Origin of the sequence: Halanaeroarchaeum sp. HSR-CO (assembly GCF_024972755.1) — an archaeon.
Classification (GTDB): Archaea; Halobacteriota; Halobacteria; order Halobacteriales; family Halobacteriaceae; genus Halanaeroarchaeum.
The window spans coordinates 699,951-724,315 of record NZ_CP087724.1 but is presented as its reverse complement, the minus strand read 5'-3'; the positions used below and the strand labels follow the sequence as shown (position 1 = coordinate 724,315).

The 24,365-nt window shown below is 60.2% G+C and carries 26 protein-coding genes; 8 read left to right on the top strand and 18 right to left on the bottom strand.

Annotated features, from left to right (window positions below):
• Position 1: 1 nt before the first annotated feature.
• From HSRCO_RS03770 to HSRCO_RS03710, 13 genes are all read right to left on the bottom strand, one after another.
• Positions 2–850 carry a hypothetical protein gene (locus HSRCO_RS03770; RefSeq protein WP_259519077.1) on the bottom strand — a complete coding sequence of 283 codons (849 nt, stop codon included), beginning with the start codon at positions 848–850 and terminating at the stop codon, positions 2–4.
• Entirely contained in the window at positions 843–1,094 is a 252-nt protein-coding gene (locus HSRCO_RS03765) for a hypothetical protein (RefSeq protein WP_259519076.1), read from the bottom strand. The genes HSRCO_RS03770 and HSRCO_RS03765 overlap by 8 nt, the downstream gene beginning before the upstream one ends.
• 483 nt (positions 1,095–1,577) lie before the next feature.
• Positions 1,578–1,877 carry a hypothetical protein gene (locus tag HSRCO_RS03760; RefSeq protein WP_259519074.1) on the bottom strand — a complete coding sequence of 100 codons (300 nt, stop codon included), beginning with the start codon at positions 1,875–1,877 and terminating at the stop codon, positions 1,578–1,580.
• Complete coding sequence (locus HSRCO_RS03755; RefSeq protein ID WP_259519073.1) at positions 1,874–4,912, bottom strand: surface glycoprotein; 3,039 nt, start codon at positions 4,910–4,912, stop codon at positions 1,874–1,876. The genes HSRCO_RS03760 and HSRCO_RS03755 overlap by 4 nt, the downstream gene beginning before the upstream one ends.
• A 217-nt stretch (positions 4,913–5,129) precedes the next feature.
• The gene (locus HSRCO_RS03750; RefSeq protein ID WP_259519071.1) at positions 5,130–6,485 is read right to left on the bottom strand and encodes a hypothetical protein; all 1,356 of its coding nucleotides are present in this window, start codon (positions 6,483–6,485) and stop codon (positions 5,130–5,132) included.
• Positions 6,482–7,291, bottom strand: a complete 810-nt coding sequence (locus tag HSRCO_RS03745) for a hypothetical protein (protein WP_259519070.1) — start codon at positions 7,289–7,291, stop codon at positions 6,482–6,484. The genes HSRCO_RS03750 and HSRCO_RS03745 overlap by 4 nt, the downstream gene beginning before the upstream one ends.
• A complete protein-coding gene (locus HSRCO_RS03740) occupies positions 7,284–8,939 on the bottom strand; it encodes a hypothetical protein (RefSeq protein ID WP_259519069.1) in 1,656 nt (551 codons plus the stop codon). The genes HSRCO_RS03745 and HSRCO_RS03740 overlap by 8 nt, the downstream gene beginning before the upstream one ends.
• Positions 8,936–9,598 carry a hypothetical protein gene (locus HSRCO_RS03735; RefSeq protein WP_259519068.1) on the bottom strand — a complete coding sequence of 221 codons (663 nt, stop codon included), beginning with the start codon at positions 9,596–9,598 and terminating at the stop codon, positions 8,936–8,938. The genes HSRCO_RS03740 and HSRCO_RS03735 overlap by 4 nt, the downstream gene beginning before the upstream one ends.
• A 60-nt stretch (positions 9,599–9,658) precedes the next feature.
• Complete coding sequence (locus HSRCO_RS03730; RefSeq protein ID WP_259519067.1) at positions 9,659–9,934, bottom strand: hypothetical protein; 276 nt, start codon at positions 9,932–9,934, stop codon at positions 9,659–9,661.
• Positions 9,931–10,374 (bottom strand): hypothetical protein, encoded by a 444-nt coding sequence (locus HSRCO_RS03725; protein WP_259519065.1) that lies wholly within the window; start codon positions 10,372–10,374, stop codon positions 9,931–9,933. Before HSRCO_RS03725 ends, HSRCO_RS03730 begins: the two co-directional genes overlap by 4 nt.
• A complete protein-coding gene (locus tag HSRCO_RS03720) occupies positions 10,374–10,721 on the bottom strand; it encodes a hypothetical protein (RefSeq protein WP_259519063.1) in 348 nt (115 codons plus the stop codon). The genes HSRCO_RS03725 and HSRCO_RS03720 overlap by 1 nt, the downstream gene beginning before the upstream one ends.
• A gap of 39 nt (positions 10,722–10,760) precedes the next feature.
• The gene (locus HSRCO_RS03715; RefSeq protein ID WP_259519062.1) at positions 10,761–11,138 is read right to left on the bottom strand and encodes a hypothetical protein; all 378 of its coding nucleotides are present in this window, start codon (positions 11,136–11,138) and stop codon (positions 10,761–10,763) included.
• Positions 11,139–11,144: 6 nt separating this feature from the next.
• Positions 11,145–12,902 (bottom strand): hypothetical protein, encoded by a 1,758-nt coding sequence (locus HSRCO_RS03710; protein WP_259519061.1) that lies wholly within the window; start codon positions 12,900–12,902, stop codon positions 11,145–11,147.
• Positions 12,903–13,091: 189 nt separating this feature from the next.
• On the opposite strand from HSRCO_RS03710, the gene HSRCO_RS03705 reads away from it, so the two are divergent.
• A complete protein-coding gene (locus HSRCO_RS03705) occupies positions 13,092–13,304 on the top strand; it encodes a hypothetical protein (protein ID WP_259519060.1) in 213 nt (70 codons plus the stop codon).
• A 457-nt stretch (positions 13,305–13,761) separates the two neighbouring features.
• Complete coding sequence (locus HSRCO_RS03700) at positions 13,762–14,019, top strand: hypothetical protein (RefSeq protein ID WP_259519058.1); 258 nt, start codon at positions 13,762–13,764, stop codon at positions 14,017–14,019.
• A gap of 125 nt (positions 14,020–14,144) precedes the next feature.
• On the opposite strand, the gene HSRCO_RS03695 is transcribed toward HSRCO_RS03700, so the two are convergent.
• The 4 genes from HSRCO_RS03695 to HSRCO_RS03680 form a co-directional block, all read right to left on the bottom strand.
• Positions 14,145–15,281 (bottom strand): PGF-pre-PGF domain-containing protein, encoded by a 1,137-nt coding sequence (locus HSRCO_RS03695; protein ID WP_259519057.1) that lies wholly within the window; start codon positions 15,279–15,281, stop codon positions 14,145–14,147.
• 136 nt (positions 15,282–15,417) lie between these two features.
• Positions 15,418–19,836, bottom strand: a complete 4,419-nt coding sequence (locus tag HSRCO_RS03690; protein ID WP_259519056.1) for a SwmB domain-containing protein — start codon at positions 19,834–19,836, stop codon at positions 15,418–15,420.
• A gap of 239 nt (positions 19,837–20,075) precedes the next feature.
• Positions 20,076–20,357 carry an ArsR family transcriptional regulator gene (locus tag HSRCO_RS03685; protein ID WP_259519055.1) on the bottom strand — a complete coding sequence of 94 codons (282 nt, stop codon included), beginning with the start codon at positions 20,355–20,357 and terminating at the stop codon, positions 20,076–20,078.
• A 76-nt stretch (positions 20,358–20,433) separates the two neighbouring features.
• Positions 20,434–20,754, bottom strand: coding sequence for a helix-turn-helix domain-containing protein (locus HSRCO_RS03680; protein WP_259519053.1), 321 nt, complete (start codon positions 20,752–20,754; stop codon positions 20,434–20,436).
• 214 nt (positions 20,755–20,968) lie between these two features.
• Here HSRCO_RS03680 and HSRCO_RS03675 point away from each other — a divergent pair, with 214 nt between their 5' ends.
• From HSRCO_RS03675 to HSRCO_RS03665, 3 genes are all read left to right on the top strand, one after another.
• Complete coding sequence (locus HSRCO_RS03675) at positions 20,969–21,238, top strand: hypothetical protein (RefSeq protein WP_259519052.1); 270 nt, start codon at positions 20,969–20,971, stop codon at positions 21,236–21,238.
• On the top strand, positions 21,228–22,229 hold the full coding sequence (locus HSRCO_RS03670; RefSeq protein WP_259519051.1) for a Cdc6/Cdc18 family protein: 1,002 nt from the start codon (positions 21,228–21,230) through the stop codon (positions 22,227–22,229). The genes HSRCO_RS03675 and HSRCO_RS03670 overlap by 11 nt, the downstream gene beginning before the upstream one ends.
• A gap of 168 nt (positions 22,230–22,397) precedes the next feature.
• Complete coding sequence (locus tag HSRCO_RS03665; protein ID WP_259519050.1) at positions 22,398–22,676, top strand: hypothetical protein; 279 nt, start codon at positions 22,398–22,400, stop codon at positions 22,674–22,676.
• Positions 22,677–22,696: 20 nt separating this feature from the next.
• On the opposite strand, the gene HSRCO_RS03660 is transcribed toward HSRCO_RS03665, so the two are convergent.
• Positions 22,697–22,981, bottom strand: coding sequence for a winged helix-turn-helix domain-containing protein (locus tag HSRCO_RS03660; RefSeq protein WP_259519049.1), 285 nt, complete (start codon positions 22,979–22,981; stop codon positions 22,697–22,699).
• A 270-nt stretch (positions 22,982–23,251) separates the two neighbouring features.
• Between HSRCO_RS03660 and HSRCO_RS03655 the strand changes: the two genes are divergently transcribed.
• From HSRCO_RS03655 to HSRCO_RS03645, 3 genes are read left to right on the top strand one after another with little or no spacing between them, the layout of a single operon-like run.
• Positions 23,252–23,458, top strand: a complete 207-nt coding sequence (locus tag HSRCO_RS03655) for a C2H2-type zinc finger protein (protein WP_259519048.1) — start codon at positions 23,252–23,254, stop codon at positions 23,456–23,458.
• Positions 23,455–23,781: a PadR family transcriptional regulator gene (locus HSRCO_RS03650; protein WP_259519047.1), complete on the top strand. Its 327-nt coding sequence runs from the start codon at positions 23,455–23,457 to the stop codon at positions 23,779–23,781. Before HSRCO_RS03655 ends, HSRCO_RS03650 begins: the two co-directional genes overlap by 4 nt.
• Positions 23,778–24,359 carry a DnaJ domain-containing protein gene (locus tag HSRCO_RS03645; protein WP_259519046.1) on the top strand — a complete coding sequence of 194 codons (582 nt, stop codon included), beginning with the start codon at positions 23,778–23,780 and terminating at the stop codon, positions 24,357–24,359. Before HSRCO_RS03650 ends, HSRCO_RS03645 begins: the two co-directional genes overlap by 4 nt.
• Positions 24,360–24,365 lie beyond the last annotated feature (6 nt).

The window sequence follows — 24,365 nt, the reverse complement described above, 5'->3', positions numbered from 1 at the left end:
TTTAGTACCCTCCAAGAGTCCGCTGTTCGGTCGTTTGCGCCGTGCTATCCATCGATTCGCGCTTTCCCTGGCGGTAATTCGCCGTGATCGCGTCGATCACCAGCCGGCCAAGTCCCAGGATCCCCGAGTAATCCCGTCGGTCGGCCGTCGCTGGTTCCGGTTCGGCCGTCGGTTCCGCAGTCGTCGGTTCCGGTTCGGTCGTCGGTTCCGCAGTCGTCGGTTCCGGTTCGGTCGCCGGTTCCGCAGTCGTCGGTTCCGGTTCGGTCGCCGGTTCCGGTCCGGTCGCCGGTTCCGGTGCACCGACGTCGCCGGTCGGCGCTTCGAACCCAGCCATCACGTCGGCGAAGACTGTTTCGTCGAAGTCTTCGCGAATGTCTTCAATAGCGGGCGTCAATTCCTCATGATCGGTCTCTCCCTCGACGATCGGGCGGAAAAACTCGGCCGGATCGGCGTCTTCGCCCGCTAACTCAGTCACTTTCTCGGATAACCATTCCCGAGCATGGCGCCGGGATTTTTCGTCGGCCGTCGCTTCGCGGTCTTTTTGCTGTTTTCGGGCGTATGTCTCGAAAGTTACACCATACTCATCCTGGATCTTTGCGACGTTTGCATCGTAGCTGATGAAGGGATCGATGAGCGCATCCCCATCTAATTCGCCCTGGAGCCCAGCACTCGTATCGTAGGCTTTGTTTTCCGCCCGGGATAGCAGGGTTGTGAGATTCCCGAGTAGCACATCCTGAGCTACTTTGGCCTGGGTGGCGATCGGATCGTCGCCCGATCCCCGCTTTCCGTTCGTAAACCGATTACGAGCTCGTTTGATCGTCCGGTCGTCGAAAGTCTGGAGCTCACTCATCGAACCACTCAGGGCCGGCACGGCCCCCGTCCAGGGTCTTTTGATTGAAATCGCCCGTTAGTGCCGACTGGTCGCCCGGATCCTCGTTTTCATCGACGTCGATCCGGTCGTCGGCGAATTGTTCTGAACCCCCGCGGTCGATCCGGGATTCCTTTTCCGGCCGTTCCGGTTCTTTGATGAGTGATTCCTGTTTCGGCCGCTGGTCGACGAAACGCTTTTGCGCGTCAGGTTCGTTTTCTGTCATGCTTCTTGCTTTCCTAAGAAGCGCCGGTCGGGTGCACCAACACCCGGCCGATCACTGCTAACCGGCGAGCGCTTCTTACCCCACCCAATGGTAGGGTAGTACTTAAGTCTTGTTATCAGTATAGTAAGTGAGATACAATGAACGGGCGTGCAGCAGCGCATAATACGCCGCCGGGCAAGCGCTCCCGGTCGCGGGCCAGCCCGGCAGCGTCCGCGGATGTGTGCGCCCGGCCACAGGTACAGTCGTGTGCCTCAGCCGCGGGCGTCGATGTGTGCGTACACGAGTGAATACCAGTAGTACATAGAGACGGTAGGGCTTCGAGATCTCTCAGATATTTTGTGATCCTATTCGGCTTCGAGCGATCCGCTATACCCGGGATATGTGAGTTTCGAGCAAATCGCGCGAATGGAGAAATCTCAGCGAGTTACGCTCGGCGTCGAGGGTCCTGATCGGCGACCGCCGCGAGGGAGAGCTGGGTGCTAGTCATCCACCGAACACTCCCGAGACCACCGACTCGACGCGAGCGATTCCCTCGTCGAGCAGCCAGGAGCCCGCTGCATGGACGTCGGCGAGGAACGCCCCCGGCGAGAGATCGGCGTATCCGAGTGCCGCCGCAGCGCCGAAGCTCACCAGGATCAGCACCGAGTAGGTGACGGCTCGTCCCAGGACCGATGTAGCCCTTCGACCCGCCTGCGCACCGCGGAACAGATACCACGCGATCACGAACAGGAACAGCCACGTCCCCGGATTGACGCCGACCGACTCCAGGAGCTCGGCGATCACCGCCGATCACCTAAGTCGAGTGTGACCGTCGTATCCGGCGCACGTTTTGCCTGGATGTAGCCGTACACGAAGTAGGATCCGCCGCCGAGCAGCACCAACCAGAACAGCGGCGAGATCGTTTCGAAGCCTTCCGAGGCTGGTCCCAGGAGCACGCCCGGCTGGATCGTTTCCAGCATGTAGACCACCGTGACGACTGCGGCCACGCCCATCAGCCAGCGCGGGATCGACTCGGCCGTCCGCTGGTCCAGGAGCCAGATTCCCAGCAGCGCACCCACACCCATCGCGATCGTAAGGAGCTCCTGGAGGGCCGACGCCGACATGGCCGCCGCCGTGAGTGCCGTCTGATACAGCGAGTCGGGCGTCGCCAGCTCCAGAGCGACGATCCCGATGATGACCATGCCACCGATCACGACCAGTCGCGACGTCTGTTCCGTCCGGCTCGACGTCGGCAGCGACGGGAGCGACGGCAGCGACAGCGAGTAGCCACGGAAGGACAGCGACCGGCTCGACGATCTTCCCGTCCGGCTCGACCCTCCGAGACCGCGGGCGATCAACAGCAGGCCACCGAGTGCACCGACGATCCCGACCAGCAGCAGGATCGGCGACGGCGATCCCGAGTCGGATTCGATCGGGCCGATGGGCTGTGTCGCACCACCGTCGAGGGTCGTTTCCACGATCTCGTAGGTGGCGAGCGAGTCGATCGTCGAGAAGTAGACCGGGCTTTCCGCCGTGTCCACCGCCGTCGGATCGCTCGCGTCCGGTTTCTGGAGCGCGTACGCCTGCCCGCTCACCGTGTCGCGGTACTCGATCTCGACGGCATCGCCCTCAGTGCTGCCGGGGCGCACCTCGAAACGGGGAACCGAACCGTCCTCGATCGAGATCTCGACGTCGTTCTCGGTCGTCGCCCACATCGGCAGGTCTCGGATGTGCGTCGTCGAGCCCGGCCCAGCCTCCGGGAGTCGGAGTTTCTGGTTGCCGTTCGCGTCGATCAGGACGTGGGAGTCGGGTTCGCCCCAGGACTGATCGGCCGCGTAGACCATCCGCTCGTCGTCGATGCCGGAGACGTCGAGCGAGAAGTCCGGGCGGTGTTCGGTGATCTCGATCTTCGAGTCCAGCGAGTCAGCCGTCGCCGTCGCTTCCAGCACGCGAATGGCGCCGTTATCGACGGCCACCTTCGAGGCGTTCGCCCGTACCTCGTAGGTGTCGCCCGCAGCTGCGTCCGGCAGGTGGATCGTTCCCGTCGTGTTCGAGACGACCCAGTTATCCGTCGTTTGCCAATCGCCGCCGTTGATCCGGTACTCGGCCTGGCGGATCGAGACAGCTTCATCGGCGAACGGTAGCGTCAGCGTCGGGTCCCCGCGATCGCTCGCGTACGTTTTCGATACCTCGTAGCGCTCGCTGAACTTCTCGGCCTCGTAGGAGACGTTCTGGTCGTCCATCGCGTCGTGGGAGTAATCGACGCCCACCTGCATCGCTGGAGCATCAGCGGAGAGCGACGGCATCGAGACGTTGACCGTGTTCGTCCCCTCCTGGAGGGCCGACTGATTCAGCGTGAGCGTAGTGGTCTCTCCATCCGCGAGCGTCCCCGAGTGCGAGACCGTCTGCCCGTTAAGTTCCACGCCGGGGTCTTGCGTTTGTGTCTTCTCGGTCCCTTCAATATTCACATCGACACTCCCGCCATTTGAGGATGAAGCATCTATCGAGTGATCGCCCGTGGAGACCCCCGAGACCGTCGTATTCCACGTCTCACCGACCGAGAGGGTGGGACTACTGTATGCCTCGCCAGCGATAGAACCCGACACCTCGCCCGATGGGTTTGTGACCGTGTAATTACTCGGGCCGACCTTCGCCTTTCCCCAATTATAGTCGTCTCCACCGTCGCCGTAATAGACCTCAGACTTCCCCTCAACCCGATCGCCCGCGTCGAGATCTAGGGAGGTCGTGTACGTCCCGCTCCTTGAGCCCCCGGCGTCTAAAGTATTGTCGCTAAGGTGTTTTATTTCCGTCCATGACGAGTAAGAATCCGCAGAGGCGTCGTAGGTCCGATAATAGACCTTTGCGTCAATGAATGTATCCCCTTGGCCGGATTGTTCAATAGATATATACCAATCAATCGCCGCTTCATAGGTCTCCGACTCGGTAGCCTCATACATCACGCCAGTTTTTGTCTCGTCTACTAAACTGTCATACATGTCGTGATTGACATACATCCCTGTGCTGTTTTCCTCCGTCCGACTGTATTCTGTCCCGGTCAATTCCAGCGTTAGGTCGGTTGGCTGATTGCCTCCGACCGTGAACGATTGACTCCCCCCATCTAAGAGCGAATAGGTCTTCGAGAGTTGCTCGGTGTTTGTTTTGCCCGTCAACTGTATCGTTGGATCACTCGCGGCGTCGAGGGAGTTCAGATCATAGCTGATCGTCGAGCCATCGACCATCGTATCCCCGATCTGCACCGTTCCCGAGAACGTGACTGTGTTCGTCGAGAAGTGCGGGATCTCGAAGGTGGCATAGCCGTCTGACTGCTCGATCTCCGCAGTCCAGCGCTCGCCCGACTCGTGAACGCCACGAGCCGTCAGCGGCACGCCGCCCATCGTCTCCTCGAAGGCTTCGACCGGGATAGCGACCTCGCCCGATTCGCTCACCTGGTCGTCAGTCACGACCAGTGCCGGGCTCCCGCTCGACGTCGATCCCCACTGAATCTCCATCGTCGAACGAGAGGCCATCACGTTCTCGCGAGCGTGATCCGGCATCTTCTCCAGGGCGTGTGCTGGCGGACCGCCCTGGCCGGAGTTGCCTGGCGGACCGGTCTGGCCCGGCGGACCAGTATCGCCGGTATCGCCGCCGGGATTGCCCTGCGCCTGTTCGGGCAGCTTGTCTTTCGGCGGGTTCGACGGATCGACCGTTTCGTCCGAGACGCCCGAGCCAGTCGTGACGAATCCGGGTGGCCCAGCTGCGGCCGTTCCCGAGATCGCCACCACGCCGCCGATCATCGACAGCACCAGCAGCGCCGACAGCGTGATCGCTCGACCCTTCATCGACGAACCTCCTGGATCTCGCTCGCTCCTGGCCGCGCTCTCGCGTACGCAGGGGGGCACCCCCGCATGTAGTATCTGAGGTTACGCGCGCGTGGAGCCGTCGATCCGATCGCTCCGAAACCGCTGTTTCGCCGGTCTGAACCCGACCCTCGATGCAACTGATCGCCGTTCGATTTTTTTCTTTTTCGAGCTCTCATGTGATCGTCGTTGTTTCGTCTCATGCGACCTCCCCCGTCGCGCGTTGCCAATCGAGAAAGTCGATCGAGACCTCTGCGTCGAGGGTCACGTTTCGTTTCAGGTTCGGCCACCTGATCTCTGCAAAGTACGGTGCCTTCCACACCACCGCCTGACCAGCCTGCATGTTGCTCGTCAGGTCCGTCTCGATCGGGCACCGCCGGTCGCCCGGCAGCTTCCGACCGATCGGCGGGGAGTTGCCCGGCATCGTCACTCGCCAGCGAATTTTTTGTCGAGCGAATTTGTGCACCTCCGAGAGGGCGTGCGCCTGATACCCGAAGGAAACGCCCTTCTTCCGGGCGTCGGCGTACTTGTCCCTGAACCAGCGGATCTTCTCGTAGTGCTGATGGGCGTCTTTCGCCGCGTCCGCGTCGAGGATGTTTCCCGTCTCGTCCAGGTTGATGAACGTCGGGTGGACGAAGACGTCGCCCGAGATTCGATGCGCCGTGAAGGCGAACCACCACTGATCGGCGTCCGTCGGCTCGTCCGGGCCGTCCTCGCCCTTCGGCGTCACCTCACGGTAGTTGTAGTAGTTGAACTTCGAAACCGCCTCAGCGCCGCGGTGAAGCGGATCTGGGTACACCACGTAGAACTGGCCCGGCAGCAGCTTCGACATGAGATCCTGGATCGACTCGTACCGGATCACGTCCCGGGCGACGTCCTCCAGCTCGACGTCGAAGCTATCCACCGAGACGTCCTCGGGGACGATCCGAACCCGGGTGTCCATGCCTTCGGGAACGGCGACCGTCGCGAACGGGGCGAACGCCAGCCATTCAGTCCGCTCGTTCGTCCCTGACTCGTCGACGGACTCTGCCCAGATCACCGTCTCGTTGTTCGCCTGCATCCGCCACAGCGCCACCGAGAGACCGAGTGTCGTCTTCCCGCCGCCCGGCTCGCCGTGCATGAACAGGTCCGTCCCTTTGACGGCACGCACCTCTCGAAGCCGTGCGGGGTCGTCAGCGATCCACTCCAGGATCTTCGCTCTCGGCTGCGTGTACCGCTCCAGCGCCTCGTGTGAGGGGTGGGGATCCCGGAAATCGTAGTCGACGTCGCCGACCAGCTGTTCGAGCAACTGGAGATCGCGATCAGTCGTGTAGACGATCGGATCCACGAACGCTCGCGGGAACCGGGCGACCGCCGATTCGTGGCGGTCGGCCTTCGCGAGGTACTTGTGCAGCGGCGGGATCGAGAAGTGTTTGTGCAGGTACTCGCCGTCGTTGTGGTTCTGCGCCGTCGGATCGCCGAGTGCCTGCGCCGACGTCGTGTGCGGCTCCGTGATCTTTCGGAGCTGCTGGCGGATCTCCTCCTGGGTATCCGCCCGCGACGCGATCACGCTCATGCTGAACCCCCCCAGGTCGGCGGTGCGCCCGTCCCCGAGCTCATCACATCCGCTTCCTCGGCCGTCCGCCCGGCCAGGTCGCGAACCCCGCGGTTGAACGCCGGGAGCAACAGCTTCGCCGCCAGCCACTCCCGAGCCCGTGTGTGCGTCGGGTCATCGCGAGTCAGCAGCGCCGTGTTCGACGTTTCCGGCAGTCGGTCGGTGATGACTCCCTCCGTGTACAGCCGCGTCGCGAACCCACCAGGCAAATCCGGCTGGACCGGCTCGCCGTGGGTCGCCAACTGCAAGCGCTCACCCCACCCGAGCACGTCCGCCGGTTCCTCGAAGCCGTCGAGGAACTGATCGAGTACCGCCGACTGATCCGTATCGAGTTCGTCGATCGCCGGCCGCATCGCGATATACCGCATCTGCGAGACCTCCTGGCTCTCCTTCGACTCGCCGATATACTCACCCGCGTCCTTCCGGAGCTCGCGGAGCGCCCGGTGGAACGCCGGCAGCACCGACCAGGCCCAGAAGTATCGGCGAACGTCGAGGGAGTCGTGATCCGTCTCCGTCTCGTCACCCAGGAGCGCCATCAGGAAGGATCCGGTATCGTGGCCGGGCGTCGGTGGAAACTCCGCGGCGATCTGGTGATACCGGCGCTGGGGGATCTCGCCCCGGGTGCGAACCGTCAGCGACTGCAACCACCGGAGTACCGCCGACCGGGAAGCAAAGCCAGCCTCCAGGTCTTCGCGCATCTCCTGGACATCGACGCGGAGCTTTCGGAGGGCCGGCCGTCGCGACTGGTGTACCTCGTCGTCACTCATCGCGATCATCCTCCTGGTCGTCGTCGATCGGCTCGACGAGGGATTCCCCGCTCCGGTCGACGTCCTCGGAAAACATCTCCTCGATCAGCGTGGAATCCTGTTCCTGGAGCGCTTCCTGGACGTCTTTCTCCGAGCGGGCCTGGAGGGACACGATCGTATCCCGGGCGTCCTCGATCGTGTCCGCGTCCTCCGCTTCGATGTTGAGATACAGCATCCCGGCCCAGGCCGATCGCAAGTGGGCCGGTGCCGGCTCGACGCGGGCGTGCCCGTCTCGGGGTCTGACGACCGCCACGCCCATCGCGAACAGGAACGCCAGGAAGCCCACACCGCCGCCGTAGGCTCCCGAGACCAGTTGAGTGAACGCCAGAATAGTTGCCCCGCCGATCGCGAGGCCGATCCAGTCGCTTCGCGTCTCCGCCGTCGGGATCGAGAGCGTCCACCCCTCCGGCTCGTAGTCCAGGATCTCGTCAGCATCCGGGTGAACCCAGATCATCTCGTCGATCGGCGAGTCCGTCACCTCCAGTTTGGTTTTCAGCTCCTCGGAGCGCTCAAGTCGAGCCGCCCCGCCGAAGATCCGCGACAGGAACGGGATCAGGCCATCTCGGACCACTGCCGTCGATCCATCCGGCATCTGCACCGTCTTCTCCTCGCGTTCCTCCAGGTCGATGATGTCCACCGCATCCTCGCCACTCGGCGACGTTGCAGCGCCCAGCACCGGCCGGAAGAACGCCGTGTGCGAGACGTTCGTGGTGTAGGTCTCCAGCATCACGATCGCGACGATCGCGACCACCAGGACCGCCAGGATCCGCGGTGCGTTCACCAGCAAATCCGTCGTATCCGAGAACTGCGTTCCCAGGATCAGCGCCGAGCTGATCGTGAGCACGAACGCCCACTTTAGGTAGCCCCAGCCCGGTCCCTTGCCGGCGCGGCGGAGTGCCCAGGCCACCAGCCCGCCGAGGAGGAAGACGCCGATCACGACCGGCAGCACGAAGTCGAGCGACGCCTGTAACAGGTAGTCGCCTTTCGTGTTGATCCCCGCCGTCTGACTCGTTGCGACTGATTCGTGCTCGAACGTCCATCGAAGCGTGTCCTCGTGGCCCTCAACCCACATCGTCACCTTTCTGGGTTCGTCCGAGCGCCGAAGGTCGATCTCCTGCATCGCCCACCCTGTCTGAAAGGTCAGGTCGTGGGAATCGACGACCAGATCGTCCACGTAGGACTCTGTGACCGTCGAGTTCGCCCGTTCGACCTGCCGGGTTCCCTCCCGGTAGTACGCCACCTTTACCGTCACGTCCTCGGCGGCCTCGTCGAGCAGGATGGTCCGCAGATACACCGAGTTCCGCTGGACCGTCTCCCCACTGGACAGGAATGTCCAGTCGTCATCGTTGGGATCGCCGGGGTTCGCCAGCATCTTATCCGCCGGCCAGTGGATCGCCCAGTACATCCGCCCGTCAAGTGTCCGCACCGAATCGGGGCTGTTCGGGGCCGTGGTGCCCCCGCGTCGAAGTTCCTCCAGCGTGTAGTCCCCATCGGTCGTGTTCGACGCCTCGGGTTCCTCAGCGGTGTCCTGCGCCGCCACTGGCACCGCCAGCAGCGACGTCACTACCACGGCCGCGAGGATCGCTTTGATGAACGTTCCTGTCCTCATGCCTGAGATTGAATGTACAGCGCCGTGCCCCCGAGGAACAGCGTCACGCCGACCCACTGGACCGGCGTGAACGATGGCACGATGGCAGCTATCTGACCGCCCCATTCACCGCCGAGGCTCACGTAGCCCAGGAACACCGTTCCCAGGTAGCTGAGTTCGCCCGCGAAGGGCGCGAAGGCGTCGAGCACGCCCGAGATTACCGCGAATCCCGCTGTCAAGAACAGCACACCGACGCCCGTGATGAGTTCGGCCCAGCTCGATACCGTCCGGTTAGCCGTCCGCTGGGTGCGATTGATCGCCGTCGACGAGGACGCTACCTGCCGGCGGTGCTGGACGTACCAGTACGTGAACAGCCCGATTACCGCCAGCGGGAAGATCCACCACTTCGACGTCACCAGCTCGATCGGGTTCTCAACGTAGGCGTAGATCGCCCACGCCCCGAGTACGACGCCCGCTGCCTGGATGAGACTCGCCGTCGAGCCCGCGTAGCCCGTCGGGTTGACGTCTTCGCGTCGAGCGGCGGAGTCCGCCAGCAGCGCCACCACCGCGAGCACCGCCGCGATCGGGATCAGCAGCGTCAGTCCCAGGCCGATCGTCGACGATCCAACCAGGATCGTCCCGACGAACACCAGCGCACTCAGTGACCACCGGCTTACCATCGCACACCTCCATGTCTTGCTGCCGGCTTCGAGAGCCGGAGTCCATTCGTACCGTCCGTTTTAGCGTCTCTCATTCGTGTATCTCCGTTTGAGTCGTAGTGTCAGGTGCAGCAGGTACAGCGACGCTACCACCAACATCAGGTCGGTCATCAGCGATTCGTCCAGCCAGTCCAGAGCGGGTGCGATCCGACTCCCGACGATCACCATCGGATACAGCAGATCGACACTTCCGAGGAGCAGATCGAAGCTCCCCAGGAGCAGGTCGAAACTGTTCAGCGTCGCATCGAGCAGTAGCCCAACCGCACCACCGCCCAGCAGCGTGTCTTTCTGGTTCATCGTCTCCCTCCGGTGCCCGGCAGCGCACTCAGCGGCAGGTAGGTGTCCAGGACGCCCCACAGGAAGTACAGCACCGTCGCTCCCAGGATCGCCGGGATCAGCCAGATGCCGACCACGACGATCGGGGCGAACACCCCAGCTGGTTCGGCGACGTCAGCCGCGATCGTCCCCACCTCGATCCAGGCGTCTTGGATGGCCGTTCCTGGCGCTCCGAAGGCCGCCGTTATCGGGTCGTAGATGGCTACCTTCGGGATCGTCGAGAGGGTCGCATAGCCCGCGTCGACGTAGCCCAGGATCGATCCCCACAGGTCCAGGACCCAGCCGACCACCACCGTCGCCAGCCAGGAGCGCGGATCTTTGAGGAACTCCATCGCTCCCGACGAGATCGTGATCGAGTCATCGTCACCGCCGGTCAGCGGAGAGGCATCCTCACGACCCATCACAGCCCCTCCCTCACCCGGCCGAACAGCCAGTTCACCGCGATGAAGAACACCGCGACCACGGCGACGCCGATCGCGTAGTCGAACGGGCCGGCGATCGGGAACGTCTCCGCCGCGATCGTCCAGGCCGTCTCGATCGAGTGCTCTGGAGCACTGAACGCCAGACCGAACATCCCGGCGATCCAGGTCAGCAGGTCCTCGAGCAGTCTGCCGGGGATCGACAGCAGCGCCCACAGCAGGTCGGCGAGCCCGTTGAACACCGCCAGCAGGTACGAGGATACCAGTGTCGCGGCGAGTGCGCCCCACTTGATCGTCGAACCGTCGACGTACTGTTCAGTATCGACCACCGCGAATCACCTCCCGATCGGTGCCATCGCTCACGCGAGTTACCTCCACGGAAGCAGTTTGTCGATGAACGGTATCTTCGGGTCCAGCAGCGTCCAGACCCAGAATCCCAGCGCGATCGATGCGACTCCCACTGCCCAGGTGCCCGGCCCGAAAAACGCCCAGTCGCCGACCGTCAGCGAGTCGGCTGAATACTGGGCCGTCTGGGTCAGGATCACCTCGGGCGACGTGAAGAACGTCGCGACCAGATCGCGAAAGTCCGATAGGACGCCCAGGACCTTCGCGAGCCCGTCGGCGAAGGACTCGCCCAGCGAGATAACGATCCCGAAAAACGCCAGGATCAGCGCCGAGATGCCCTGTTTGGTGGCTCCCGACGGGCTCTTATCTGACGCGCGGGCGATCCAGTCATCTTCGGCCATCGACGATCACCTCGTCGCCCCGATCACGCCAGCTTTCACCAGACCCAGGTAGCCGACGACCGCGCTGATCGCCATGCCCGGGAGGCTGAACAGGTAGTCCGTCCAGCCACCGGAGGAACCGCCGATCGGGCCGGCTGCCGCAGCCGTCGACTCGGCCGCCGACTGCTCGTCTTCCGTGTACAGAATGTCGACGAACACCGAGTCGAAATCGCCGGCCTGAATCGCCGTCGCCAGCTCGACCTCCTCGTCGATCGCTGCGTTTGCGTACGTGTCCGTCCGGCTGGTCAGCGTCACCTCGTCGTCCTGGACGTCGGCGAGGGCGACTGCCTCACTCTGTCCGGTGACGATCCCCGCCTCGACGAACCGCGTCGACGGGAACAGCACTTCGTCGTAGAGACCGGCGAGCGTCCAGGAGAGATCGTAGGCCGTGATCGCCTCGAAGTTGTAGACTGCCTGGAAGCGGTAGGGGTGATCGTAGCGCTCGGCTTCCTTCCACTCGTACTCCAGCATGTCCTCGGGCAGCTTGCTCGCGACCAGCTCGACGTCGTACTCGACGTCGGCGATCTTCGCGGCGTCGAGCGGTGACGCGATCGTATCGAGGCCCGTGATCGAGAAGGAACCGCTTGGCTCCGTGATCTCCTGAGTGTCCAGCTCGTCGTCGCTGTTGGTGTACTCCTCGACGCCGTACACCCACTCGCTCTCCCGTTCGAGGTTCAGGCCGTAGATCGAGACGTCCGCATTCGCGTCGGCGATCTCGATTTCGAGCTCCTGGAGGTTGTTGAACGTGCCGTCGCCGTTCGCCGTGATCGGGAGCTCGCCCATCGGCACCTGATAGACCAGCCCGCTCGCCGTCGCCGTCGCGATGACATCGGCGTTCGTATCGTCGCCCGCCGGGTCGATCACTGCCTCACGAGTGTCGCCGTCCTCGTCGGTAACTCGGAATGCGACGGTCACGCCCGCCTCAACCGTATTCGCGTCGAGCACCAATTGGAGCAACTTTCGATCTTCGCCGCTCGTGATCTCCAGGTAAGAGCTGTCGAAAGACGCGATCGCGACGTCGCCCGACGTCTGACTCGACGTGGACACCTGGAGGCCAGGGCCGTCCGCCGGGCTCGTGGTCTCCGCGACGGTCATGGTGCCGGCCGATCCCGACTCGTCGACCGTCCAGTGAGTCGGGTCGAGCGCCGTTACGTCCGTCTCGGCGTCGCCATCCCCGCTCTCGTCGTACTGTTCCTCGCGGGGGAAGGCGTAGTAGTCCGCCGCGTCGAAGTGAGCGGCAGTCAGTGTAACCGGGTTGTGCGGCGTCTCGTCGTCCTCGCGGGGTGCGATTTCCGCACCGTAGTCCGCCAGGGACGACGGTTCGCCGCTGTCGTTGACGAACTGGAGCGGGTTGAACTCCGGTTCGTGGGTCGCCACCGTGACGGATCCGCGGAGAAACGGAGCCTGGACGTACTCGCCGTCGACGTCGAGGGCACTCGATGCGCCGACCGTGCCGGCCCCCACGCCGATCGTCGCTGCCGTCGCGACCGCGGTTGCCCCGGTCTTCATCGCCGCACGCCGGGTCATCATGGTGGTTTCGCTGTCGGTGCTGTCGCTCGTCGAGTTCGTGGACATAGTAGGTTCTTCGGATTCCTCGTTTTCCGGCCGAGAATCACCGTAGTCAGAGCGCGGTTTCCAGGTCTGGCGGAGCTCGAAAACGTACCTGCGAAATTCATCGCTCGCGTCGATCCCTTCGAGCTCCGGGAGCTCGTCGGGCTCGCTCACAAACAGACCACTCCAGGACCGTCAGCCGCCGAAAGAGTGTTCGGGTACATGGCGGGTTCCGGCCGTCGTAGACGGCCGACACCTCGGGAAATGGACCGGTCGCGGTTGAATGGCGGAAAAAACTAGTCTTTCCGTTGGGTGAGACTCCCGTTCATATCGGTTTTGTATCGATTTCGAGTTGGTGGGAGCATGGCGCAGGCGCAATCCGCCGAACGAGAAGTCATGTACGCTCATCACCGGGATCTCCGTGATCTCGGCCACGACGATCCGGGGCTGTCCCTTCCCCGTCGCACCATGCGGGATCTCGGTCTCCTCGACGAGCAGGGCGTCGCCGATCACCAGGTCTTCGTCACGATCTACTCGGACGGGCGGGTCATCCTCGATCTCCAGGTGGATCGATGAGCGGTAAATCCGATGGGGAAGTCTCGGAGAGATGGAATTGCGACGAGTGCGGCGGCAATGTCGAGCTCGTAGAACATGTCTCGACTGACGCGAGCGCGGTGGAAGGTTACAAATGCATATCCTGTGGTGCTGAGGGGGACGTTCTATTCAGCACTCACCCCGACTCACCCCGATGGTTTGGGAGTGTGGTGCCTCAATGATCGACGAACAACTCGCCCGCGGGGAAAATCACCTGGATCAGGGATCTCGACGTGAGAGCTCGGGGGTGTGGCGCGAGAGAATCGGTTTCCCGAATATGCACACGAGCACTCGAACGACTGTGTGTACGAGCGGGGGGTCACCGGCCCGATCGGGCCGCTGCCGATCCGGGGTCGCCGCCGGTTCCTATATGAATGGTATAAAGAAAACCTCAGTTGAGATTGTCGAGAATCGGCCCGTTTCGGGGGTCGTGTGAACGATGCGGATCAGAACCGACGGCGATTACGCTCATCGAAAGGACATTATCGAGGATGCTGCCGACCGGCTCGACGTGAACAAGACTCGGGCCGTGTTGTTGAGTGCAGATGCAATCGGGTCACTTCTGAACGAACTCGAAGATGCACTCTCGCACGAAGACATTCCTCCTCGTGTAGCCCGCGAAATCGCCGAGCAGGTCGAATCGCGGAAGTGGTCTCTGGAGTACCAGCCGCACGAATTCAGGTTTCGAAAGAAGTAGTCATCTGATAATAGAGAGATCTTCCCAAACTTCGACCGATACAATTCCTTGCAGTCAGCTATCCGAATTGCACAACCCTGACGCTAAGGGTCGGTATTTTTCGTCTAAAAAATGGGTAGCCGTCGTTATTCGCGGCCGAACGCCAGGTAGAGGGCCGCTATCAACGCCAGTACGACCACGAGAACACCGCCGATGAGGAGGGTACCTGGGCCTTCGTCACCGGGGGCTTCGGTCGTGGTCGGTGGTTGTTCAGTGGTCGGTGCTGCTGTCGTGGTCGGCGCTTCGGTGGTCGGTGCTGCCGTCGTGGTCGTCACGTCCTCGTCCTCCTGTGCGAAGACCGCGTAGGTCGAGAAGCCCGCGGAGGGGGCCTCGAGGACGACTTCGAAGTTGTCCTCGCTCACGACCTCGGTCTCGAGTGTCTCCCACTCGCCGTCTTCGTTCAGGTGGTGGAGCACCAGCTGCTCGGCGGAGACGCCGAGGTCGTCGAGGGTGGACTGCTGGACACCCATCTGGACCGTGTCGACGTCCTCGCCGTTCGTCGAGCTGAAGGTGATCTCCGCACCGGTGACGAAGGTCGCACCCTGCGGTGCCGGGGATGGCGTCTCGGTGACCTCGGTGATCGAGGCCGTGTCGTCGAGTTCGACCTCGCTACCGAAGCCGATCATCGAGATCGACTCGCCAGCGTCGATGCGCACCGTCGGGTTGGTGCCAGCGAGGGCGACTGCCTTGGAGGCCGGTTCATCGACGTCCTCGTCGTCATCGTCGTCAGCTGGCTGACCGCCGCCTCCGCCAGTACCGCCGGTGCCGGCGTCATCTCCGTCGTCGCCGTCATCTGTGTCGTCACCGTCGTCTGCGTCATCTTCATCGTCCGGCGGAGCCTCGGCCACCTGGATGTTGACGCGGTCGGAACTCCCCGAGGACCACTCGACGGTCTCGGAGCCGTCCTCCGCGTCGACGACCTCGATGGTGAAGGTATCACCGTCGGGTTCCTCGACGTTCACGTCGTAGTAGCCGTCACTGTTCGTCGTCGTCTCGACGAGCACGTCTCCTGTGTCGTCGTCGACCGCCTGGACGGTCGCGTTCGCGACGGCCTCGCCGTCCGCGTCGGTCACGTCACCGTAGACGCGATGTGGCGGCTGTGGCGGGTCGTCTTGCGCAGCGACCGTCATGGGGGCGGCCACCATGCCAATCGTCACACCGAGCACTACCGCGATGAGCAGTAGGACTCGGGCGCGCGATCTGTGCTGTTCTCCGTGTGTCATCGTGTGTTACCGTGTATCCATTTTGGGAAGTGGGTTTCGTTAACTCGGTGTGGTTTGTGGAGTGTGTCCACCGGGCCCCGTGTTACCCCCGAAAGGCGGGGACCCGTGGAGGCGAATTCACCCTATGTGTGCCAGATTAGGCGACGTTGTTCGTGACCGATTCGTCAGTGAACGTCTGAGCGGCGGAGCCGTCGACGCTACTTGTCACGTCACCGGATCCGTCGTAACTCGCGGTGATCGTCTCGCCGTTCACAACAGAGCGGTCGAGGTTGAGGACGACAGTGTCGCTGTTTTCAACGGCACTGAATCCGTTAACATTCACAGCGTCACCATCGGAGGTGACACTGAAGCCAGTCGCCTGGCTCGCACTCACATCAGCGTCAAAGGTGACACGGAGTTGATCCGCGTTCGCGTCCGTCACTTCGGCTGAACTGAACGCCGGCTCGATCGGAGCGACGTTGTTCGTGACCGATTCGTCAGTGAACGTCTGAGCGGCGGAGCCGTCGACGCTACTTGTCACGTCACCGGATCCGTCGTAACTCGCGGTGATCGTCTCGCCGTTCACAACAGAGCGGTCGAGGTTGAGGACGACAGTGTCGCTGTTTTCAACGGCACTGAATCCGTTAACATTCACAGCGTCACCATCGGAGGTGACACTGAAGCCAGTCGCCTGGCTCGCACTCACATCAGCGTCAAAGGTGACACGGAGTTGATCCGCGTTCGCGTCCGTCACTTCGGCTGAACTGAACGCCGGCTCGATCGGAGCGACGTTGTTCGTGACCGATTCGTCAGTGAACGTCTGAGCGGCGGAGCCGTCGACGCTACTTGTCACGTCACCGGATCCGTCGTAACTCGCGGTGATCGTCTCGCCGTTCACAACAGAGCGGTCGAGGTTGAGGACGACAGTGTCGCTGTTTTCAACGGCACTGAATCCGTTAACATTCACAGCGTCACCATCGGAGGTGACACTGAAGCCAGTCGCCTGGCTCGCACTCACATCAGCGTCAAAGGTGACACGGAGTTGATCCGCGTTCGCGTCCGTCACTTCGGCTGAATCGAACGCCGGCTCGAGCAGATCGACTTCAACTGAATTACTTCGGATATCGAAGTTGTTGGCTGTATCGAATGCCGACACTTGCAGATTGGCAGGGCCCTCAAGGGTGTCTACATCGGCGGTCACTGTAGCATCGAAGGTAATGCCCTGAGAGTCAACGCTAGTGTTCTCTGTCAATTCGAGCCCATCTATTCCGAGCTCCGTAGACCGGACAACAACGCTATCGACCGGCTCCTCATCGGGGTCAACTTGGACGGAGATAGTGATTTCGTCGCTATCAGCAACGGGCTGGCCCGATACGTCAACGTTGAAGATCTCTGGGCCACGGTCACCAAGTTGCGTCGGTGAGTAGCCGTCCTGCTGGTCCGCGTGGACCCACAGCGCATCACCGGGCAAGACGTATGCCGGCTTGTCACCAGTGTATCCGAGCTGGTAGGTGTCGGTGTTCTCGTCGATGGAACTCAGCGCTTCACTGGCAGTCTGGTTGCCAAGCTGGTAGTGACCGACGAGGTTCCAGCCCTCGACGACGGTCTTCTGGTTCAGCACCTGTGGACCGTTATCAGTAGATTTGGGAAGGTTCTCCGCGTTCAGATCAACGTAGCCACCATCTTCACTGACCTTGACGACGTATCCCTCGCCACCTTTGAGGCTCTCCAGATCGTTGTCGTCGGCGTCAGGCGACCAGCCATTCCACTCTTCGTTTTCAGCGTCGTACTCCCAGACGTCCTCGACACCGCTCATACGACCTTCTTCGTACGCCATGTCAAGGTCAACGCTCCCTGTCACAGCCGGAACAGACAAGACAGTAGTTCCGGGCTCAAGACCGAGGGAGAGGGTGAAGATACCTACACTAGTATCATCTTCGTTCAGGTTGCCGTTGAATCCCTCAACTTGGTCTTCAGCGAATGTTATCTCTGGCGTGTCTGCTGTCTGGAATTCTTTGTCGAATTGGATGTCGTATATCCCTTCCACATCTCCGGGGGAAGTGATCCCAATGACCTTGGCGTCAGTGCCTTCAACGGAAATCCCCGCCGGCTTCTCATCTAGAGGCTCATCGAACATCACTCGGACGGTCATCGAGTTGACGTCGTTTTCAGCGCTTGTGGGAATCACGGCCGCGTAGTCGACCGAGGGATCACTCTCTTCATCGACGTCGAAGGTAGCATCGGCCGTGGCTTCGATATCCCCGAGTGAAGCCGTAGCGGTGGCTTTGTAGTCACCGTCACGAGGCAGTTCATCTACCTTGTAGGTGTATTCGTAACCGTCATCGGTCTTCTCTGGGGACAGATCCTCGACGGTATTCGAATAACCATCCCAGTGTTTATCGTCAGTCTCGACTGTGAGACTGAGTGAGTCGAGCTTTTCGTTGGATTCGACGACGATCTCGCTCGGGTTGTCCTCTGCCGTCACACTGAGGCCGGTGTCCACTGCTTCAACCTCAACCCTGACGATGTTCTCCCCGTCGTCTGCGATCAGCGTCGCATCACCGTGGACTTCAGGATCGTAATCAGTTGTCTCTTCGACAGTGCCGTTATCAACCTCGAACGTGGTACCTTCGGGATATTCGTCGAAGACATCTTCACTGAGGTTGATTTCGCCCGTTACGGGCTTCTTTTCGACTCTATCAGCGTCAACTGTTCTGTTGAAGGCAGAGAGGTAATTCTGCTGGACGGTGATTGAGTCATCGTTGTCGAGCGTGAACGCCCCTTTGGCGTAATACTCGTTGTTGTTCTCGTCCTCAACAAGGATGTTCAGAACGTGGTTGCCATCAGCGAATTGCGTGGTGTCGACATCACGTGCGTCATCGTAGGCAGTGCCCCCACTGGAAATTTCGAAGTAGGGGTAGCTGTCGAGCGGGCTCTCAGCCGTTTCGACATCTTCCGCGCCAACGATGATCTGGAAGTCGGTGTACGTATCGACGTCCTCGGTGTTCTCGATGAACGCCGTGAAGTTCACGAGACCCGAGAGCGCGTCTTTATCTTCTTCTGGTGGGATCGGATCGTCGAGTTCAACACTCGGCCGGATTGTGTCGATGTCGAACGTGGTGTTACTCGCGTCCGCATCCGGGTTTGTCAGCTCATTCCCAGCTTTGTCCTGGGCTGCGGTTACGTTGACTTCAACTTCCTCTTCTTCGGCACTAACTTCGCTCAGGTCGAGCTCTGCACCATATTCTCCGGCACCGAGGTCAGTAAACTCGCCAACCTGTGCATCAGCTAGACCCACATCAACGGCTATTGTGGAGGGGGCGACGTCAGAGTTGTTGAATGTGACGTTGACCGTTTGAGTGTATTTCCGAGCGTCGTCATTATTGAAGGTCCCGTAATCACCCGTTGGTGCAGAACCATTTGCGCCACCGAGTATTTCGACTGAGTTGACCTTCTGTGGTGTTCGATCGACCTCGAAATCGAAGCTGTTGTCAGCTTCAATAGTATTCCCGGCGGTGTCGTCTGCCACGCTAACGGTCACCGTGTATTCGCCTTCCGCATAGGCATCAACGTTGTCGTTGTTGGCAGGGTCAACGGTGAACGTATCTGTCGTATGATCGTACGCGTCCGTCGAATTGTCGTACGTGGTTCCGCCGATGTCCAATTCGACTGAATCGTCGTCGATTTCAGCCGCAGAACTACTGAGCGAGACTGAAACCGTAGCATTCTCATCATTCGTTATCTGGCTGGAATCAGCATCAACAGACTGGCCCTGGAATTCGAAGTCAGCTGTCACGTCCGTCTTGTCGAAATCGAAGGACCAACTGGTGCTGTTGAGGTTACCCGCTTCGTCTTCGGCATCTACAGTAACATCAACTGTACCTTCTTCTAGTAAGGGAACCTCGCCGGTACCAGGCGTGATCTTCAATTCACCACTACCTTCGTCGTATTGGATACCGTTATTCACGTCTGACGACGGGTCAATTTCATAGGAATTGATTTCCCCATTGTTATCGACCCAAACCGTCATGAAGAGATCGTCATTTGCCGTTACATCGTCAGTGATGTCGACAGTGATTTCTTGCGTTTGACTGTTTACGACATCACCATCGGTCGGGGCGTTCGGCGTAACTGTGGGTGCATCATCGTCGATTTCAATTGAACCGACGTCATTGTTGTTGAGAGTCTCTTTGTCCGAATCTACTTCTCGAATAATGATGTCGGCGGTGTCACCATTTTCGAGAGTGGTATCATCGTTGATGTTAAAGGATACATCCCACACCTCGTCGTCATCTGTCGTTGAGTCATCAATATTAATTATATCTTCAGACCCATCCCCATCAGTCGTGTTTTCCACGACTATCTGGAGTGAATTCCCAGTTTCTGTTTCATTATACGCATCAACTTCTTCGATAGTCACCGTTGCGTCGGACTGAACTACGGTGTCACTCAGTCCCGTTGCGTTAGGTGCTGCCGCCGCCGCACTCCCTGCAAACGCTACGGTCATCCCGAAGACGGAGACGACCATCAGCGCTGCCAGGAAGACGGCGCGCAATTGTTCTGATTTGCTTGTCATAGTTTGTCTTGGGTTCGGTGCGGAGTTCCGAGGTATCCCACCGGGATTCTCCGTTGCAACCTCCCTTCGCCATATACCATCGGCATACTCCGCTTGCAGTCCAACTATCTAAGTAGATTCATATAAGTGTTAGGGAGATACTACCGGCGTTACTAATTTCCTAATCTGGCGACGGAGGCACTCAAATTGCCCTCAATACAGTCTATACCGACGGTATTCAAGCATGGAATGTCGTAACGCTAGATTCTGTCGCGAATTAGCGCTTCGAAGTCCACATTGGTGTCTTCGTTCTCGCGCCAGTACTCAAGGGCGACCTCCCCCCGCTCGGTGATTTCGTAGAGCCCACTGTTTTGTGCGGGACCCACTCTTCGAACTAACCCATTCGAAGCGAGTTTCGCCATCTCAGAATTGATGTAAGAGCGATTGCGATCGAGAATGAGGCTGATATTCTTTCCCGTGTTGCGCCCTCGCTCCTCGAGGGTCTCCAGGATTTCGAAATCTGTGGGAGCGACGAGCTTCATCGGTTATCGGTTATTTTCTATTGGCGTATACCAACCCTATAATATTTCGGTCGGTGAATCAAGCGCACAGATTCGGTCAATCGTCGCCTACTCGACTCTCGAACTCCTCCAGCGAAAGCTCACCTTTGACGAATTGTCCGAACTCGAATCCAATCCCGTGCTCGTACTTGTCCTGGTAGCGCAGCGCTCGATGTCCAACTTCTGTGATCTCGTAGAGTCCTGAATTCTCTGCGGGACCCACCCGCTCGAGAAGCCCATCCCCTTCGAGTTGCACGACTCGATTGTTGACGTAATTGTTGTCTCGGTCGAGAATGGCAGAGAGGTTCTTCGCCGTCTGGCGTCGACCGTCAGCCATCTCACGGAGGATCTGGAGATCGACGGGGAGATTCAGTCGCATTGGTCTGATTATATCGGTTCGCAATCAGTCGATATGTAATCTACGGGTGTGACACGATCGTCTGAGTGGTACGGAAACCAGATAATCGCTGTACTGCGAGGTGATACTCCGGGTCCGGAAGGTCCGAAAGGGGCGCTACCGAGTATAATTACTACCACCAATTCCTTCCACCATGGGCAGAACGAATCCCACGTATCGAACAGTCCTTGACAATATGGAGAACGGAGAGTGGGAAGACTACCGCCGCACCCTGCGTCGTAGAAACCAACCACTCTACGACGAGCTCTGGAAGATGGCTCGTCGACACGCTGACGCTGCGAACGCAGCGAATCCACGACCAATCGAAGGAGCGATTTTTTCGATGCTCCTGGAGCAGTTGCGCTACATCAAAGACCTGGAAGAAGAGATAGAAGAGCTACAATCAGACGTCGAGACAATGGCTGGGCAGGTTGACGAAGCAAGTAGTCCAAGTGATGATTACTGACGCACGCGCACTCCGCCCGGAGTACCTCCCTCGTGAATTGCACCACCGAGAAGGCCCGATTCAGCACCTCACCGCCGTCCTAAAACCACTGTCGCAGGGGTACAGTGCAGAAAACATCCTCCTGACTGGTCCTTCTGGGGCCGGGAAGACCACACTCGCACGATACGTGGTCGAAAGACTCGAGGCCCAAACGCTCGCCGTCCGGTCTGGCTACGTGAATGCCATGAGTGAGTCGACGGCAGTCTCCCTTCTGTACCGGCTACTCCGAGAAACCGGCCTCGGTGCCGATCTCCGTCCGGAGGGAATTCCACAGGGCGAATATCTGTCGCGTGTGCGTGCATCCGACGATGAACTCGTCTGGATTATCGACGAGGTAGACGTCGTGACCGAGCCTGCACTCCTGGAGGCGCTCTATGAGCAGCCGAATCTAACACTCCTGATGGTCACAGTCGATCACAACGACTTGCTCTCTTCTGTCGACCAGCGGGTCGCCAGTCGGCTACGGTCAGCAGAGCACGTCCGTCTCGAGAAATACACCCATGACGAGCTCGTCGATATCCTCTCCCATCGGGCGGATGCTGGGCTCAAGCCCGGTTCCGTGCCCGAGGATCTCCTCTCACAAATCGCCGAGACTGCTGCAGGTGATGCGAGATTGGGCATCGCCCTACTTCGGCAGGCTGCTCGACATGCTGATCGCGAGGGAGGGAAGCGCCTTTCAACAGGATTACTCAGAGAAATTGAATCCGAAGCACGGGACGACGTGGAAAACCTCCAGGTCGCCCATCTCTCCACCCACCAGCGTCACCTGTTCGACTTGATTCGCGAGCATAGAAATCTCAGTGCGGGGGATCTGCACGAATTGTACGAGGGGCGTGTTCGAGCTCCCAAATCGAAACGGACCCGGCGACGATATCTCGACAGCTTGGAGCGCTATGACCTCATCGAAAAGCGAGGGGCCAAGCGCTCGACTCGCTACGTTTACGAGAGATAATCGACAGCCAAGAGATCTAGAAAATCCCTTTCAGACACTTTCGGACACAATCGGACACTCGACGAGAGTCCGCCTACTGTCTCTAATCGGCCGAAATAGCCCGTTTGTGCCTTCTTTCGGACACGGGGGCTCCCTAATCGTTTATCCGCGGTCGGGGTACCTCAGCGTATGTCGTCTCGACATCGCGACCACAAACATGGTGAGAAGCGCGTCGTTGCGCTTGATCAAAACCGGACTGTCGTGGTGAGGATCGTCAAACAGTTCGGGGATACCATTCGAATCGACATCGAGGAATCACGTCGCTGGCGGATTGACGTCAAGCAGTATGGCGGAATCGAGCTGATCGCATCCTGGAACAGCGATGGGAAACTCGATGATGTGCCGCTCCCGGTCTGGCTGCCCGATCTGCTCCACCGCCTCGGCCTCCAGGGAGTAGTGGTCGAGTGATTGGACAGCGATTTTCCCCTTCACTCGTCGGAGGGGTCGGGAAGATCACCAGCGTCGAGGTCACCGTCCAAGAACGCCTCACCCTGCTCGGTGATAGAATAGGTTCCCCCACCGACGTTCACAAGGAGTCCAGACTTCGCGAGCTTTCGACACCGATTACCAACGTAGACCGGATTGTAATCCAGTTCTGGACTGATCTCGAAGAGGTTCTCGGCGATAGCGCTCGGAGGGTGGTTCCCCATTTCTCGCAAGAACTCCAGTATTCTCTCATCTGCCTGGGTGATCCAGGATGCGTGCTTTCTCATATAGAAATTGCAGTCCCAGTGAATGATATTTCTGGCTTAAAATATACTATTTCTGGTGTTAGTATACTATTTTATTTTGTATTTGATTGTAACAATTGCTCTAGAATAGTTTTATCTATGTATGGGCTATTATCTGCTATTGGAACCACTTGCGGGTCGGCACGACCCGCCACACGCGACGCTCTTCGGGGTGCTGTTCTCCGGAGAAGTTGCGAGCCGGTGCTAGGGACACCGGCCCGCGGCGGTTCCGCTGGAGTAAGCAGCGAAACCATGTACGAAAACGAATCCGCGGGACTTGAATCCCGCGACGCGACCGACGAGTCGGACGAATCAGATATCATCGTGGCCGGGGACGGCGCCGAGATCATCGCCGACGGCGGGCTTCTCGAATGCCCAGATTGTGAGAAAACCTTCGTCAGAGAGTCCTCGCTGAAACAGCATCAGTTTCTCGCAGACCACGGGGGCGACGACGAATGACCGGGCTCTCGATGGCCGATCTGACCGGCTTCCAGCGCGACGTCCTCGTGGCTACCCGCCACGCGCAGGCGTCAAACGGTGCTCCAAACGGCCAGGCCATCATCCCGATCCTCGAGGCCAATGGATACGAGAACATCCAGAGCGGTCGGTTCTATCCGACCCTCGACGATCTCGTCCGCCTCGGCCTCCTCGAGAAGCGCCAGAACCCCGAGGACAAACGGGCGAACCACTACGAAATCACCGAACAGGGCGAAGAGCTCCTGGAGGCACGGCGTCAGTTCCTCGATCGGAGCAGCACCACCGTCCAGGAGGGATCGGCGTGAGTCTCGATTGGCCGACCGGGTTCGACCGGACGCCACCCGTCGAACGCAACCCTAACCGACATTTCAGGGCGTCGATCGCGAACACGACCGAAGAACTCGAGACGGAACTATACCGCCTCGATCCCGATGAATGGCGGGCGGATATCGGAAACCAGCACACCAAATCGAACGGCCTCCCCCAGCACAACGCGAACCCCGACGACCCGGGATTCGTCCTCCGGTGGCGCAAAGACGGCGAGGAGTTCGCGGTCGCCTGTGACGCCTATACCCGCCTTCGAGACAATCTCCGGACGGTCTACTTCTGGGTTCACGAGACGCGGATGCGCAACCAGCGGCCCGTCGAAACTGGGGAAGACGAATTCGCGGCTGCTCGGCTTCCACCTGGAGACGAGGAGGCTATCGCCGTCGCCCCCACCCCGGAGCCACACGAGATTCTGGAGGTCGCCCCCGACGCGCCCGAGGCTGTCGTGCGGGGTGCAGCGCGCTCGTTGAAGGCCGAACACCATCCGGACCGGGGAGGCGACGTGGAACAGTTCAAACGGATCGTCGAGGCCGAGGAGGCGCTGCTCGATGACTGAGCAATA

What these genes read in the sequence shown, in the direction of transcription:
- HSRCO_RS03770 (WP_259519077.1), bottom strand. Translation starts at nt 850, where the DNA reads ATGAGTGAGCTCCAGACTTTCGACGACCGGACGATCAAACGAGCTCGT.
- HSRCO_RS03765 (WP_259519076.1), bottom strand. Translation starts at nt 1,094, where the DNA reads ATGACAGAAAACGAACCTGACGCGCAAAAGCGTTTCGTCGACCAGCGG.
- HSRCO_RS03755 (WP_259519073.1), bottom strand. Translation starts at nt 4,912, where the DNA reads ATGAAGGGTCGAGCGATCACGCTGTCGGCGCTGCTGGTGCTGTCGATG.
- HSRCO_RS03750 (WP_259519071.1), bottom strand. Translation starts at nt 6,485, where the DNA reads ATGAGCGTGATCGCGTCGCGGGCGGATACCCAGGAGGAGATCCGCCAG.
- HSRCO_RS03745 (WP_259519070.1), bottom strand. Translation starts at nt 7,291, where the DNA reads ATGAGTGACGACGAGGTACACCAGTCGCGACGGCCGGCCCTCCGAAAG.
- HSRCO_RS03740 (WP_259519069.1), bottom strand. Translation starts at nt 8,939, where the DNA reads ATGAGGACAGGAACGTTCATCAAAGCGATCCTCGCGGCCGTGGTAGTG.
- HSRCO_RS03735 (WP_259519068.1), bottom strand. Translation starts at nt 9,598, where the DNA reads ATGGTAAGCCGGTGGTCACTGAGTGCGCTGGTGTTCGTCGGGACGATC.
- HSRCO_RS03730 (WP_259519067.1), bottom strand. Translation starts at nt 9,934, where the DNA reads ATGAACCAGAAAGACACGCTGCTGGGCGGTGGTGCGGTTGGGCTACTG.
- HSRCO_RS03725 (WP_259519065.1), bottom strand. Translation starts at nt 10,374, where the DNA reads ATGGGTCGTGAGGATGCCTCTCCGCTGACCGGCGGTGACGATGACTCG.
- HSRCO_RS03715 (WP_259519062.1), bottom strand. Translation starts at nt 11,138, where the DNA reads ATGGCCGAAGATGACTGGATCGCCCGCGCGTCAGATAAGAGCCCGTCG.
- HSRCO_RS03705 (WP_259519060.1), top strand. Translation starts at nt 13,092, where the DNA reads ATGGCGCAGGCGCAATCCGCCGAACGAGAAGTCATGTACGCTCATCAC.
- HSRCO_RS03700 (WP_259519058.1), top strand. Translation starts at nt 13,762, where the DNA reads ATGCGGATCAGAACCGACGGCGATTACGCTCATCGAAAGGACATTATC.
- HSRCO_RS03695 (WP_259519057.1), bottom strand. Translation starts at nt 15,281, where the DNA reads ATGACACACGGAGAACAGCACAGATCGCGCGCCCGAGTCCTACTGCTC.
- HSRCO_RS03690 (WP_259519056.1), bottom strand. Translation starts at nt 19,836, where the DNA reads ATGACAAGCAAATCAGAACAATTGCGCGCCGTCTTCCTGGCAGCGCTG.
- HSRCO_RS03685 (WP_259519055.1), bottom strand. Translation starts at nt 20,357, where the DNA reads ATGAAGCTCGTCGCTCCCACAGATTTCGAAATCCTGGAGACCCTCGAG.
- HSRCO_RS03680 (WP_259519053.1), bottom strand. Translation starts at nt 20,754, where the DNA reads ATGCGACTGAATCTCCCCGTCGATCTCCAGATCCTCCGTGAGATGGCT.
- HSRCO_RS03675 (WP_259519052.1), top strand. Translation starts at nt 20,969, where the DNA reads ATGGAGAACGGAGAGTGGGAAGACTACCGCCGCACCCTGCGTCGTAGA.
- HSRCO_RS03670 (WP_259519051.1), top strand. Translation starts at nt 21,228, where the DNA reads ATGATTACTGACGCACGCGCACTCCGCCCGGAGTACCTCCCTCGTGAA.
- HSRCO_RS03665 (WP_259519050.1), top strand. Translation starts at nt 22,398, where the DNA reads ATGTCGTCTCGACATCGCGACCACAAACATGGTGAGAAGCGCGTCGTT.
- HSRCO_RS03660 (WP_259519049.1), bottom strand. Translation starts at nt 22,981, where the DNA reads ATGAGAAAGCACGCATCCTGGATCACCCAGGCAGATGAGAGAATACTG.
- HSRCO_RS03655 (WP_259519048.1), top strand. Translation starts at nt 23,252, where the DNA reads ATGTACGAAAACGAATCCGCGGGACTTGAATCCCGCGACGCGACCGAC.
- HSRCO_RS03650 (WP_259519047.1), top strand. Translation starts at nt 23,455, where the DNA reads ATGACCGGGCTCTCGATGGCCGATCTGACCGGCTTCCAGCGCGACGTC.